This window comes from Pseudomonas sp. URMO17WK12:I12, assembly GCF_000514395.1.
Classification (GTDB): domain Bacteria; phylum Pseudomonadota; class Gammaproteobacteria; order Pseudomonadales; family Pseudomonadaceae; genus Aquipseudomonas; species Aquipseudomonas mucoides.
The window spans coordinates 74,870-88,552 of sequence record NZ_AZVV01000013.1 but is presented as its reverse complement, the minus strand read 5'-3'; the positions used below and the strand labels follow the sequence as shown (position 1 = coordinate 88,552).

Annotated in this window: 10 protein-coding genes; 2 read left to right on the top strand and 8 right to left on the bottom strand. The window is 60.6% G+C overall.

All coding sequences use genetic code 11. From position 1 onward, the window contains the following. Positions 1 to 71: 71 nt before the first annotated feature. A complete protein-coding gene (gene ilvD / locus D882_RS0118945; RefSeq protein ID WP_027924681.1) occupies positions 72 to 1,754 on the bottom strand; it encodes a dihydroxy-acid dehydratase in 1,683 nt (560 codons plus the stop codon). A 66-nt stretch (positions 1,755 to 1,820) separates the two neighbouring features. After that, the gene (locus D882_RS0118940; RefSeq protein ID WP_027924680.1) at positions 1,821 to 2,717 is read right to left on the bottom strand and encodes a LysR family transcriptional regulator; all 897 of its coding nucleotides are present in this window, start codon (positions 2,715 to 2,717) and stop codon (positions 1,821 to 1,823) included. 128 nt (positions 2,718 to 2,845) lie between these two features. On the opposite strand from D882_RS0118940, the gene D882_RS0118935 reads away from it, so the two are divergent. Next, positions 2,846 to 4,174, top strand: a complete 1,329-nt coding sequence (locus D882_RS0118935) for an MFS transporter (protein WP_027924679.1) — start codon at positions 2,846 to 2,848, stop codon at positions 4,172 to 4,174. Between the two features lie 75 nt (positions 4,175 to 4,249). Here the strand turns inward: D882_RS0118935 and D882_RS0118930 are convergent, their stop codons facing one another. Beyond that, a complete protein-coding gene (locus tag D882_RS0118930) occupies positions 4,250 to 5,101 on the bottom strand; it encodes a hypothetical protein (RefSeq protein ID WP_027924678.1) in 852 nt (283 codons plus the stop codon). 230 nt (positions 5,102 to 5,331) lie between these two features. Between D882_RS0118930 and treS the strand changes: the two genes are divergently transcribed. Beyond that, positions 5,332 to 7,398: a maltose alpha-D-glucosyltransferase gene (gene treS / locus D882_RS0118925; RefSeq protein ID WP_027924677.1), complete on the top strand. Its 2,067-nt coding sequence runs from the start codon at positions 5,332 to 5,334 to the stop codon at positions 7,396 to 7,398. On the opposite strand, the gene D882_RS01000000131235 is transcribed toward treS, so the two are convergent. From D882_RS01000000131235 to D882_RS0118900, 5 genes are all read right to left on the bottom strand, one after another. Then, entirely contained in the window at positions 7,376 to 8,506 is a 1,131-nt protein-coding gene (locus D882_RS01000000131235) for an acyltransferase (RefSeq protein ID WP_081743978.1), read from the bottom strand. The genes treS and D882_RS01000000131235 overlap by 23 nt on opposite strands. A 190-nt stretch (positions 8,507 to 8,696) precedes the next feature. Further along, positions 8,697 to 10,175 (bottom strand): family 16 glycosylhydrolase, encoded by a 1,479-nt coding sequence (locus tag D882_RS0118915; protein ID WP_027924676.1) that lies wholly within the window; start codon positions 10,173 to 10,175, stop codon positions 8,697 to 8,699. A gap of 28 nt (positions 10,176 to 10,203) precedes the next feature. After that, positions 10,204 to 11,259, bottom strand: a complete 1,056-nt coding sequence (galE, locus tag D882_RS0118910; RefSeq protein ID WP_027924675.1) for a UDP-glucose 4-epimerase GalE — start codon at positions 11,257 to 11,259, stop codon at positions 10,204 to 10,206. 29 nt (positions 11,260 to 11,288) lie between these two features. After that, positions 11,289 to 12,707, bottom strand: a complete 1,419-nt coding sequence (locus D882_RS0118905) for an oligosaccharide flippase family protein (protein WP_027924674.1) — start codon at positions 12,705 to 12,707, stop codon at positions 11,289 to 11,291. A gap of 13 nt (positions 12,708 to 12,720) precedes the next feature. Continuing rightward, positions 12,721 to 13,674: a glycosyltransferase family 2 protein gene (locus D882_RS0118900; protein WP_027924673.1), complete on the bottom strand. Its 954-nt coding sequence runs from the start codon at positions 13,672 to 13,674 to the stop codon at positions 12,721 to 12,723. Positions 13,675 to 13,683: the final 9 nt, after the last annotated feature.

Below are 13,683 nucleotides of genomic sequence, written 5' to 3'. Positions count from 1 at the left end.
ACGCCCGAGATCCAATGTAGGAGTGAGCCTGCTCGCGATGGCAATAGCCCAAACAAAACAAATCCAAAGCCCTAAAGATACTTATCCGTCACAGCCCCTTCCGAAGCGCTCGACACGGTTTTGGCATACTTCGCCAACACCCCACGCTTGTACTTGGACTCGGGCCGCACCCAACGGGTCTTACGCTCGGCCAACACGGCATCGGAAACATCCACCGTAATCAGCCGGGTTTCGGCGTCAATGGTGATCCTGTCGCCATCCTCAACTAACGCAATCGGCCCACCCTCAAAGGCCTCCGGCGTGATATGCCCCACGACAAAACCGTGCGAGCCACCCGAAAAACGCCCATCTGTAATCAACGCGACTTCCTTGCCCAAGCCTTTACCCATCACCGCCGAAGTGGGCGACAGCATCTCGCGCATACCCGGACCGCCCTTGGGCCCTTCGTAGCGGATCACGATCACATCGCCCGCCTTGACCTCGCCATTGAGAATCCCCGCCAGCGCGCCTTCCTCTCCGTGATAAACCCGCGCCGTGCCTTCAAAGCGCAAACCTTCCTTGCCGGTGATCTTGGCCACGGCGCCGGTGGGTGAGAGGTTGCCGTGCAGCACCACCAGGTGCGAGTCCTTCTTGATCGGCGTGTCGAAGGGCAGGATCACGTCCTGGCCTTCGGGATAGTCGGGCACGTCTTTGAGGTTGTCCGCCAGGGTCTTGCCAGTCACCGTCAGCACATCACCGTGCAGCATGCCGGCGGCGAGCATGCGTTTCATCAGCGGCTGGATACCGCCAATGGCCACCAGTTCACTCATCATGTATTTGCCGCTGGGGCGCAGATCGGCCACCACTGGCGACACTTTGCCCAGCTCGACGAAGTCGTCCAGGGTCAGGTCAACATCCACGGCATTCGCCATGGCCAGCAGGTGCAACACGGCATTGGTCGAGCCGGCGAGGGCGATGACCACGCGGATCGCATTTTCAAAGGCCTGGCGGGTCATGATGTCGCGGGGTTTGAGGTCCAGCTTGAGCAGCTCCATCACTTGCTGGCCGGCGCGAAAACTGTCTGAGGCCTTGTCAGTGCCGACCGCGTCCTGAGAACTGGAACCGGGCAAACTCATGCCCAACGCTTCAATGGCCGAGGCCATGGTGTTGGCCGTGTACATCCCACCGCAGGAACCGGGGCCGGGAATCGCCACTTCTTCAATCTGCTTGACCTGGATCTCGCTGATATCCCCCCGTGCATGCTGGCCCACGGCCTCGAATACGGAAATGATGTCGGTATGGCCCGCGCCGGGACGAATCGTGCCGCCATACACGAAAATCGACGGACGATTGAGCCGCGCCATGCCGATCAGGCAGCCCGGCATGTTCTTGTCACAACCGCCGACGGTCACCAGTCCGTCAAAGCCTTCGCAACCGACCACCACCTCAATCGAATCGGCGATCACCTCCCGCGATACCAGCGAATACTTCATGCCTTCGGTGCCGTTGGCGATGCCGTCGGAAATGGTGATGGTGTTGAAAATGACGCCTTTGGCGCCCGCCGCGTTGGCGCCTTTTTCGGCCTCAAGGGCGAGCTTGTCGATGTGCATGTTGCACGGCGTGACCATCGCCCAGGTGGACGCGATGCCGATCTGTGGCTTCTTGAAGTCGGCATCGGTGAAACCCACGGCGCGCAGCATGGCGCGGGCGGGCGCGGCTTCGACGCCGTCGATGACCTGGGAGGAGTATTTGCGCAGATCGTCTTTGTCGCTCATGACTTTTGCTCACATCAGCAGACCGTATCGGCAAGGATTGAAGTCTAGACCCGGGTGCGGCAAAAATCAGTTCCCCTGCGCGCACACCTCACGAACGCAGTCGCGCAACCACCGATGCGCCGAGTCCGCATCCATGCGCGGGTGCCAGAGCATGGAGATCGTGATCGGCGGCGTCGGGATCGGCAGGGGAAAACTGTGCAACCCCGCGCGCAGGTTTTGCGTGTGCCGTTCGGGGACGGTCGCGATCAGGTCCGAGGCGCGGGCCAGTGCCAGTGCCGCGGAAAAACCGCCGACGATGGTGACGATGTCTCGCTCCAGCCCCAGTGATTGCAACGCCTCATCCATCGGCCCGCGGTCCCGCCCACGACGCGAGACCAGAATGTGCCGGCCAGAGGCGTAACGGGCGGGGGTAATCTCGCCTTCGCTCAACCCATGTCCGGCGCACGTCACGCCGATAAAGCGGTCCTGAAACAACGCACGGGTGCGCACTTCGGGGCTGGTGGTGTCGCCGACCACGCCGGTTTCCAGATCGACGCTTCCATCGCGCAGCAGCGCGCTGTCCTTGTTGAGTTTCTGCAGGAAGTGCAAACGCACGCCGGGCGCTTGCTCGCTGAGACGGGCGATGAGTGCCGGGCCGAAGTTTTCGACGAAGCCGTCGCTGGTGCGCAGGGTGAAGGTTCGGGTCAGGTGCTTGAGGTCGAGTTGCTCGGCGGGGCGCAGTACCGCTTCGGCGTGCTGCACCAATTGGCTGACTTGTTCGCGCAGTTCCAGCGCTCGCGGTGTCGGCACCAGCCCACGGCCGGCGCGCACCAGCAGCGGGTCGCCGGTGGTTTCGCGCAAGCGCGCCAGCGCACGGCTCATCGCCGACGGGCTCAGGCGCAAGCGTTGAGCGGCGCGCGCCACACTGCCTTCGGCGAGCAAGGCATCAAGGGTAATCAGCAGGTTCAGATCGGGCGTGGTCATGGCTGAACGTTAGCACGACTTGGCGGTGGCATGGCGTTGTGTGCAGGTATCAAGTGCAAACGCTGCGTCTTCCGCCATGCCAGCAGCGCGCTTACGCTGAAAGCCAATCTTTCAGAAGGGGCCTGTCCATGAAAACCCTCACGCCATCCACCCCGGTCCGCTGGGCGCTTGCCAGCCTTTCGCTGTCAATGTTGATGCCTTCCCTCGACACCAGCATCGCCAATGCCGGATTGCCGACGTTGGCTCAGACCTTTGATGCAGCGTTTCAAGATGTGCAATGGATTGTCCTGGCGTATCTGCTGGCGATCACGACGTTGATCGTCAGCGTCGGGCGGCTCGGTGACTTGATCGGGCGCAAACGCTTGTTGTTGGGTGGGATCGTCATTTTCACCCTGGCTTCGCTGGCCTGTGGGCTCGCGCCTTCGCTGGGCTGGCTGGTGGCGGCCCGTGCCGTGCAAGGTCTGGGCGCGGCGATCATGTTGGCGCTGACCGTGGCGTTTGTCGCGGATACGGTGCCGAAAGCGCAAACCGGCAACGCCATGGGCTTGCTGGGGACGATGTCGGCGATGGGCACCACGCTGGGTCCTTCGTTGGGCGGTGTGCTGATTTCCGGGTTCGGCTGGCAGACGATTTTTCTGGTCAACGTGCCGTTGGGTGTTTTGAATGTTGTACTCGCTTACCGCTGTTTGCCGGCAGATCGGCCGGTAGCTCGGCGTAGCGCTTTCGACTTCCCCGGGACGCTGCTGTTGGCGCTGACGCTCGGTGCGTATGCGCTGGCCATGACGTTGGGTGAAGGGTGGGTGCTGCTGATTGCTGGTATCGGTGGTGGGGTTTTCCTGTGGGTCGAGGCGAGATCCACGTCGCCCCTCATCAAGCTGGCGATGTTCCGTGAACGTGGGCTGAGTGCGAGCCTGGCCATGAGCGCCTTGGTGTCGACGGTGATGATGTCGACGCTGGTGGTGGGGCCGTTTTATCTCTCGGGTACGCTGGGGCTGAACGCCGCGCTGGTCGGGTTGACCTTGTCGGTCGGTCCGCTGGTGGCGGCGCTGGGCGGGGTGCCGGCGGGGCGTCTGGTGGATCGATTCGGGGCGCAGCGCATGATGGTGTTCGGGCTGGTCACCATGGCGTTGGGCGCCGGGGTGTTGGCGATTATGCCGGTGGGTTTTGGTGTGCCTGGCTACGTCGTTCCCATCGCGGTGATCACGGCCAGTTATGCGCTGTTTCAGGCGGCGAATAACACCTCGATCATGACCGGTGTCAGCGCCGATCAGCGCGGGGTGATTGCCGGGCTGCTCAGTCTGTCGCGCAATCTGGGGTTGATCACGGGAGCCTCGGCGATGGGGGCGGTGTTTGCCGGTAATGGCATGCGGGTGACGTTTGCGGTGGCGGCGGGGTTGATTGTCCTGGCGCTGGTTATTGCATTGCCTGCCCGCAAACGCCAACTCGCCGCTGCCTGAATATTGCAGCCACCGCAGTCCCTTGTGGGAGCGAGCAAGCTCACTCCCACAAGGGACTGCGGCGGTGCGAGGGGCTCAGGAAACCTGTGTTTGAAGCTTGGCCAGGATCAGGGCGGCCGGATCGTCAGTTTTGCCATCGTCGGCTTTTTTCTGGTCCGACCCATCCGTCACCACACCCGCGAGAATTTCAGCCAGGTTGTGAAAATGCCCGGACTTTTTCTCGGTCGGATCCGAACCACCACCCTGGTTCAACGCCGCTTCCAGCGACAAGTGCTGGGTCAGCCATTGCGGCGTGTTCTTTTCCTCGGGGCTCATGTTGTCGAGAAAATCCAGGGCCGCATGGGCACGGGCGACCGGGTCGTTGGCGAACGGGTCTTTCCAGTTTTTTTCCTGATCCGCCGGGCCGCTGTAATAACCGGTGGCGAGACGGCCCTGCTGGCGCATCAAGGCCTGGGCCGAGGCTTGTTCATCCGCGGTGAACTTGCCGCCTTCATTGGTGGCGACGGCGTTCAGCGAGCGTCGATCAAGGTCGCCGAACAGCGCGTTACGGTCTTCATCGGTCTTGGCGTACGGCTTGCCGCTGGCGGTCATCTGCGCGTATTTTTCATCCATGCGCTTGCGCGCATCGGCGGCGACTTCCGGGAAGGTCTTGTCCTTGGAGCTGGAGACCGCACCGGGCTTGGACGCACCCAACACCAGCGCATCGGCATTCATCCCCGCGCGCACCGGAAAGTACGGCGCATTGCCGACGATCGAGCTGCTGTAATCGGTGGAGGTGCTGGAGAGGCTCACCGAATCGGTGTTTGAGGCCTTGGCCTGCGCCGTGTCGTCTTGAGCGACCGGCTGCCGGGCAGTGGCAGACTTCGAATCGACGGCCGCCGCGTAGGCTGACATCGCCGCATTCGTTGAAGTTGAAACAGTGATCATTGTGCTTCCTTGGCGAGGAACGCTCGCAAGTGAGAGCGATAAGACGCTCGATGCCGGACACCGTACGCCGTATCCATGACGCTTTCATTGTATCGGCGGCGATACCTTCTACTTGAAAGCGTTCGCCGGTCAATGCAACGAATCCCGCCACAGGGCCTCATATAAAAACGAGCGACGCCCTATGAACACGGGCCTCGCGCCTCTGACTTCAATGACAGGTGATTGTTTTTATGACCGCAGCGGACAAGAACCATGTGATCTGGCTGGTTGAACAATCCATGCTGCACGCCGCCCGGCAGCGGGCCAGGCTCTATTCCGGGCAGGGCCGCTTGTGGCAACAACCCTATGCGCATACCCGGCCGCGCGATGCGTCGGCGTTGGCGTCGGTGTGGTTCACGGCGTACCCGGCGTCCATCGTCACCCGGGAGAACGGCACCGTGCTGGAAGCCCTGGGCGATGAAACCTTGTGGCATGCGCTGTCGAGAATCGGCATTCAGGGCATTCACAATGGCCCGCTGAAAATGTCCGGCGGCCTGACGGGCACCGAACGCACGCCGACGATTGACGGCAATTTCGACCGCATCAGTTTCGACATCGACCCGCAACTGGGCACCGAGGCGCAGTTGCAGGCGCTGGTGCGCATGGCCGCCGCGCACAACGCGGTGATCATCGATGACGTGATCCCGTCGCACACCGGCAAAGGCGCAGACTTCCGTTTGGCCGAGATGGCGTATGAGGACTATCCCGGCCTCTACCACATGGTGGAAATCCGCGAAGAAGACTGGCCGCTGCTGCCCGTCATCGCTGAGGGCCGCGATGCGCAAAACCTCAGCCCGTTGCAGGTCGATGTGCTCCGCGACAAGCACTACATCGTCGGCCAGTTGCAGCGAGTAATTTTCTTCGAGCCCGGGGTCAAGGAAACTGACTGGAGCGCGACACCGGTTGTGGTGGGCGTCGACGGCAAGCCGCGCCGCTGGGTCTATTTGCATTACTTCAAGGAAGGGCAGCCCTCGCTGAACTGGCTGGACCCAACCTTCGCCGCGCAGCAGATGATCATCGGCGACGCGCTGCACGCCATCGACGTGATGGGCGCCAAGATCCTGCGTCTGGATGCCAACGGTTTTCTCGGCGTCGAACGCAAACTCGACGGCACCGCCTGGTCAGAAAGCCATCCGCTGTCGATCACCGGCAATCAGTTGCTGGCCGGGGCGATCCGCAAGGCGGGCGGCTTCAGTTTTCAGGAGCTCAACCTGACCGTCGACGACATCGCCGCCATGTCCCACGGCGGCGCGGATCTTTCATACGATTTCATCACCCGACCGGCCTACCAGCATGCGCTGCTGATGGGCGATACCGAGTTCCTGCGCCTGATGCTGCGGCAGATGCACACCCTCGGTATCGACCCCGGTTCGTTGATCCACGCGTTGCAAAACCACGACGAACTGACCCTGGAACTGGTGCATTTCTGGACGCTGCACGCCCACGATAACTTCCTCTATCAGGGCCAGACCTTCCCCGGCAACATCCTGCGCGAGCACATTCGCGAGCAGATGTATGAACGCCTGGCCGGGGAACACGCGCCGTACAATCTGAAGTTCGTCACCAACGGTGTGTCCTGCACCACCGCCAGCATCATCACGGCCGCGCTGGGGATTCGTGATCTCGACGCGATCACCGCCGAGGACATCCAGCAGATTCGTCAGGTGCATTTGCTGTTGGTGATGTACAACGCGATGCAGCCCGGCGTATTCGCGTTGTCTGGATGGGATCTGGTCGGTGCGCTGCCATTGCCGGCCGAACAGGTCGCGCATTTGATGCACGACGGCGACACCCGGTGGATTCATCGCGGCGCTTATGATCTGGTCGACCTCAACCCCGAAGCAGAACTCTCGGCCGGGCAGATGCCGCGACCGAAGACGTTGTATGGCAGCCTGACCAGCCAATTGAAGGATCCGGATTCGTTCGTCTCGCAACTCAAACGAATCCTCGCTGCACGCCGCGCCTACGACATTGCCGCCAGTCGGCAGATCCTGATTCCGGATGTCGAGCATCCGGGGCTGCTGGTCATGGTCCACGAATTACCGGCCGGCAAAGGCACGCAAATCACTGCGCTGAACTTCGGCTCCACGCCGATCACTGAAACCCTGCACCTGCCCAACATTGCGCCGGGGCCGGTGGTCGACATCATCAATGAGCGGGTGGAAGGGGACCTGACGCCTGAAGGGGAATTCACCATCACGCTGGATGCGTTCGAAGGATTGGCGCTGCGGGTGGTCAGTGCTTCGCCGATGATTTAGGGATTGGCTCGGTCGGTTTTGCGTCCGCTTGACGCTCAACCGGCCGCAGATACCTTGGCTTATTCGCCTCGACACGCTTGAAGGAGAATGACAGGGCTTTTTTAAAGTGCCTGGCAATGGGGGTTTCTATTTTTGTGTGGATGACATGAGACGCACCGATCATCAACGCGATAGTGCCCCAGAGCAGGACGTGCGGGTTTACCGCCGGATAGGCGATGTTGAAGATCATGAAGCCGATCATTTGATGCAGCAGGTATAGCGGGTAAGTCAGCGCACCTAATGCCGTCCAGTTGAAGGCTCCTACGGCTGCTGTCTTGTTGGTTGCCACCAGGAGGAACGTCATGAAAAACAGGATAATCATGCTGCAGACGATCAGCGGATCGAAGTCGGTTGGGTATTTGGTTTCGAGCAATTCGGCCCATACGACGGCGGTGAAGCAGGCCAATGCCAACGCGCCTGCCAGGAGCAGCACGCGTCTTTTGGTGAACCCCTTGGCCCAGATCATGTAGAACGTCGCACCCGCGATGAAATAGGCGGCGTAGTCGGTAATTAATGTCGAGCGCAACTTTTCAAAGGCGAAGACTTCGGCACCGGCAGAGATCAGTAGCCAGCACACAAGAAAGGTTTCTATTTTTTCTATTTTCTTGAAGGCCAGGAGAATGGAGATCATCAGGTAGAACTTTATTTCTACAAACAGCGACCAGTACACGCCGTCTATCGGCTCGACGCCCACAAAGTCGCCCAGCAACGTCATGTTAATAATGTATTGATAAATACCAGCGCTGTAGCGCGGCTGTCCGATGGCCAGCGTGACTAGAAAAGTCAGGGTGCAGCACACCCAGAAAGCAGGGTAGAGGCGAATGGCGCGGGAGATGAAAAACGCTCTTAGATTATTGCCCGACGCGGTCATCAGAATGACGAATCCGCTGATCATGAAAAACAGTTCGACGCCCAAGTAACCGTATTTGGCAGGCTCTGCCAACAGCGGATAGGGCATTTCAGACATGTCGCCTTTTGCATACCCGCGAAAAGCATAGTGAAAAAACACCACGGCGAGCGCTGCCAGGAAGCGCAGCAAATCCAGTTCATTCAGCCGGCGTTTGATCACGTACACACTCCAGATGGATTGGCGCTGATTGACGACTGACGTCCCTGTCGATTGAACGCTGACCCAGTGCGGCCGTGCGCGGGAATGATCGGGCGTGCGGACGGGCTGGAATTCTGTCGACTCGACTGCTCGATCGAAAGTTCAGGGCTAATCGGAGGCACCTGACGGGCTGATCCATGATTGAGAAACGCTACTGGCTGCGTTGCCACACCTTGACGTAATCGACCCTGAAGGTAGAGGGCAAGTCAGCATCGTCGACCACGCCGAACCATTGCCACATGGCCTCACTGTCGAAGACGATCTGCATCGGAAAGAAGAAATTGGCATTTTTCGATTCCCGGACCAGCACGCCATCGACGTACCAGCGCAGGCTGTCGGGCTGCCAGTCGAAGCCATAGACATGAAACGTACTCGCCAGGCGCCAGGGGCTGACCCAGTTGCTGCCGTTGGCGATATGTTCGGTGCTTTGCGGGGTGGCCCATACGTGGGCGTTCATGTTGTACAGCCGGTCGAAGGCCGCGTTTTTGGTCTTGCCGCCGATTTCGAAGATGTCGATTTCGGTGGCGTTGTCTTCCATGCCGGTCCAGGCCAGCCAGAAGGCGCTGGAACCTGCCGAGTCCATGGGTTTGGCGCGTGCCTCATAGTAACCGTAAAAACCGCGGTCGACCGTGCGCACCATGGCGGAGGAATAGTCCTTGAAACCCAGGTCCACGTACTTCTGTGGCAAGGCTTCCTTGCGAAAGACGATGTTCAGGTTGCCGTTGGCCACGAACGCATTGGCCGGCTTGAACAGTGCCGGCTTGCGGCCCAGGGATTCATTCCCCTGGGCATTGTTGACGTGCCAGCGCACGGGGTCGAGAACGTCGCCATTGAAGTCATCGGACAGGTTGCCGTCGAATATCCAGTTGCCAGCATTGGCCTGATCGGACAGGGGCAAGCTGGCGTCGAGGGGTTTTGGCAACGTGCCCAACGGTCCGACCCGGGTCCAGGTATCAGCCTGCCTGGGAACGGCAATCGACCATTTGTTCGCCAGGTATTGATACGCCTCCTGTTGCTGCGCAAGGGAGGCGAACGGGCGGTCGTACACCAGCACTTCCGCGATATCGCCTTTGAAATTATCGGCGTTGCCGACTACGTTGCGCCCGACCGCGTAGGGGCCGATGGGCACGTCCTGAAGTTCGAGGACGGAAAAGGTCGGCGCGTAGGCGTCTGCCTGTCGCAGGCTGATGGCGAAGTTCGGCAGCACATTGTCATTATCGACGCTGTTCGGGCGCGAGCTGAACAGCCGCTGCCACGGGTCTGCCGGAGTCTGTTCGGGCTGCCGGCGGGAGACGATCAGCAGGGTTGCCGGGCCCTTGTCGGCGCGGATGGTTTTGCCCAGCAACGCCGAAGCGCCAGTGAAACGCACCACCGCGTTTCCGTTCAGGGCGTTGGCCACGCGCTGCGGACGCGAGGACGCAATGGCATCGTCGACCGTGGCGTGGTTGGATTTGCCGGACTTGTCGTTCCAGTGCTCGAGGCGGTCCTGAGCATCGATACTCATGCTCGACGCATCGGCCGCGTCCAGCCACAGCACCAGCCCGGCGGCGGGCGGACGGGAAGGTGCTGGCGCGGCGCTGCACGCCAGCGAAACCGACAACAGCAGTACCCACAGACAGTCTCTGAGCATGTGTTTTCCTTGCCGTTGGAACGACGGCTTACTTCACCGCCGTCAATGCCGGGACGTCGAATGAGGATTGATAGCCCTGCGGATTGCACGACTGCCAACGCCAGGAATCCTCCATCATCTGATCCAGATTGCGTTGCGCGCTCCAGCCCAGATCCCGTCCAGCCCGGCTCGGGTCGGCCCAGCATTGGGCGATATCTCCGGGGCGGCGCGGGGCGATGCGGTACGGAATGGCAATGCCGGTCACGTCTTCGAAACTGTGGATGATCTGGAGCACGCTGTAGCCGATGCCGGTGCCGAGGTTCCAGCAGTGAATGCCGCCCATGTCTTGCAATACCTGCAGCGCTTTGAGGTGACCATTGGCCAGGTCGACCACATGGATGTAGTCGCGCACGCACGTGCCGTCCACGGTGGGATAGTCGCTGCCGTACACCGTGAGTTCGGGCATCCGTCCAATCGCGACCTGCGTCAGGCACGGCAACAGGTTGTTGGGTCGGCCCTTGGGATCTTCGCCGAGCATCCCGCTTTCGTGCGCGCCAATCGGGTTGAAGTAGCGTAGCAAGGCGATGTTCCAGCGCGAATCGGAGTGGCACAGGTCGGTCAGCAGCTCTTCGATCATCAGCTTGGTCCGGCCGTAGGGATTGACCGGTTTGCCTGTGCCGAGGTCTTCGGCAATCGGTATTTGCGTGGGGTCGCCATACACCGTGGCCGACGAGCTGAACACCAGGTTGAACACTTCATGGCGCAGCATCGCCTGGCACAGATTGAGCGTCCCGGCGACGTTGTTGGCGTAATAGTCCAGTGGCTTTCGGACGCTTTCTTCCACGGATTTGAGACTCGCAAAATGCACCACGGCGTCGATGTCGTAACGACTGAAAATCTGCTCGAGCAAGATAGGGTCGCCCATGTCGCCATTGATGAAATCAACTCGGGTGTGGGTCAGTAGCTCAAGGCGCGCGATGCACTCTCGGCAGCTGTTGCACAGGTTGTCGAGTATCAGCACACGGTGTCCGGCGTTGATGAGTGCCAGGGCGGTATGCGAGCCGATGTAGCCCGCTCCGCCGGTGATCAGCGTAGTTTTGCGCATGGTGAGGTGTTCCTGTTTTGGGACTGAATTCAGCGGGCGGTGAATACCGATTTGAATTCTTGCGGCCAGCGCGGGTGCATGAGGCTATACGCCACGGCATAGCTCAGCGCGCCGGCCACGATGCTGCAGATCAGGTGCAAGTAACCTTCGAAACCCGATCGAGAAGAAACAAGGAGAACGATCGCGGCCATGACGAGCGAGGCAATCACACTGCGATAGTTGGTGTCGAAAAACAGCCGCCAGCCATAGCCGATGGCGCTGTTCAAGCCACGGATCTGCAACGGCGTGATGATCACCATCCGGGCCAGTAATGCCAGGGCGGCGGCCATGCCGCCATAGAGACTGCCGAAGCCATAGACCAGCGCCAGTGCCAGTACGGTGGTTGCCACTTCGGCCTTGATGGTCAGGTGACTGCGATTGACCGCGACCAGCGCAGTGGTGGCGTACATGGCGACATTGCCAATGGCTGCCGTGCACGCCAGCACCTGCAACAGGGGAATGGCCTCGGTCCATTTGGCGCCGAAGATCAACAGGATCACGTCGTGCGCGGTGAGTGCGATGCCGATGAACAAGGGCGTCAGCAGGAAACCGCTGACGGCGGTCGAATCACCGATGATCGCGCGCAACCGTGATGGATCGGCGCTGCGCCGGGCGAACACCGGCAGCGCGTAGCTCAGCAGGCCGTTGTAAATCGCCGTGCGTGGCAGCTCAATGATGCGCATTGCCATGTTGAACATGCCGACCGCGTTGGCGCCGGCCGTCATGCCCAGCACCACATTGACCCCGCGCTGCAGCGTTTGCGAACTCAGTGCGTTGACGGCTACCGGTGCACCGGCCTTCAACAGTTCGCGCAAGAACGGGCCGTCAATATGAAAGGCAATGCGTCGCGGGTCGGCGCGCATCAATACGATGATGGACACGAACTCCATGATCAGTGCCTGGGCAATGACCGCCCAGGCCCCCAACCCCAAAAGCGCGACAGCGACGCCGCCGACGCCACCACACACTTTGCCCAGCAGTGTGCGCGACGCCAACGTCTTGAAGTCGCCGCTACGGCGCATTTGCGCCACATAGACTCGCGCCATCATGGTGAACAGGATTTTCACCGAGGCCACCGCCGTCATCCATTGCAGCACCGGGTCGGGCGTATACAGAGCTGCCGCCCCCGAGATGATGACGATGGACACCAGGCTGACGAGTACCGCCGCCCAGAAGGCCGTGGAGATGTGGTTGTCCTCCAGCCGTTCGAGTCGCACCAGCGGGTCTTCCAGTACCGATGAATACACCAGGCCGATCAACTCGACGATGGCAATGATCACCGTGCCCACACCCAGCTCGGCGGGCGACAGCAGCCGGGCATACACGACAAAGGTAATCATCGACAGGAAGATCAGGCCGAATTTCTCGGTGAAGATCCAGATCAATGTCATCAGGCGATGATTGGCCATGGCGGATACCGGTTCAATGAGCGGTGGTTGACGCCGTTGCCTTGCGCCATGAGCGGGCGCAGGCATTGAGGTAGCGCAAGGTTGGTTTACCGCTGGCGAAGATCAGCGTTTGCCAGGAATAGTCCAGCATTCGCCGGTAGACGCCGATCACGTCGGCATACTCGCCTTTGCGGGAAAAGGCATTGAGAAAGTCAGTGTGGTTGCCCAGCACGAAATCGATCCGTTGCTGCTTGGTCAACTGCGCGCCGTAGCGGGCGAGGTACACCTCGATGAACCTGATTTTGTTCGGGTAGTACTTCTTCGGTTGCGCGGTCATGTTGTTGCCATTGACCGTGCGCTCCAGCAGCACCTGCGGCACCGTGTGGATCTCCCAGTGTTCGGCGATCCGGGTCCACATGAAGCGGTCTTCGGAGTAACGCAGGCTGGCATCGAAGCCGCCGTATTGCATGATCACGTCGCGCTTGACCAGCGCGGTGGATACGCCATTGAGGACGTTGGCGTGGATGAAATCGTAGAAATGCCGGCCGTTCTTGCGCAGATTGTCCAGTTGCCGCCTGCCGTCGCTGTAATTGACCTGCGTGTAGCAGTCGATCAGCCCCACCGGCCGGCCTTGACGACTGAGTTCGTCATACAGGGCCAGTTGCAGCTCCAGCTTTTGCGGACGGAACTGATCATCGGCATCGAGAAACGCGACAAACGTCTCTTCAGAATGCCGCAGACCGTGGTTGCGGGCGCTGGCCTGGCCTTCGTTGGCCTGGTGCAGCAGCGTCAGGCGAAACGGCGCCGCGAAGGCTTTGACCCGTTGTGGCCCGTCATCGGAGGAACCGTCGTCGACGACGATGACGTGGTCGGGCAGTCGGGTTTGCCCGGCCAGGGACGTCAGCGTTTGCTCAATGCTGTCGGCGCCGTTGTACATCGGGATCACGACACACACTGAATGCGGTAAAGACGGGGTTTGGTCTGACACGGGTGATTC

Coding starts and splice junctions, on each gene's coding strand:
- ilvD (WP_027924681.1), bottom strand. CDS start 1,754: ATGAGCGACAAAGACGATCTGCGCAAATACTCCTCCCAGGTCATCGAC.
- D882_RS0118940 (WP_027924680.1), bottom strand. CDS start 2,717: ATGACCACGCCCGATCTGAACCTGCTGATTACCCTTGATGCCTTGCTC.
- D882_RS0118935 (WP_027924679.1), top strand. CDS start 2,846: ATGAAAACCCTCACGCCATCCACCCCGGTCCGCTGGGCGCTTGCCAGC.
- D882_RS0118930 (WP_027924678.1), bottom strand. CDS start 5,101: ATGATCACTGTTTCAACTTCAACGAATGCGGCGATGTCAGCCTACGCG.
- treS (WP_027924677.1), top strand. CDS start 5,332: ATGACCGCAGCGGACAAGAACCATGTGATCTGGCTGGTTGAACAATCC.
- D882_RS0118915 (WP_027924676.1), bottom strand. CDS start 10,175: ATGCTCAGAGACTGTCTGTGGGTACTGCTGTTGTCGGTTTCGCTGGCG.
- galE (WP_027924675.1), bottom strand. CDS start 11,259: ATGCGCAAAACTACGCTGATCACCGGCGGAGCGGGCTACATCGGCTCG.
- D882_RS0118905 (WP_027924674.1), bottom strand. CDS start 12,707: ATGGCCAATCATCGCCTGATGACATTGATCTGGATCTTCACCGAGAAA.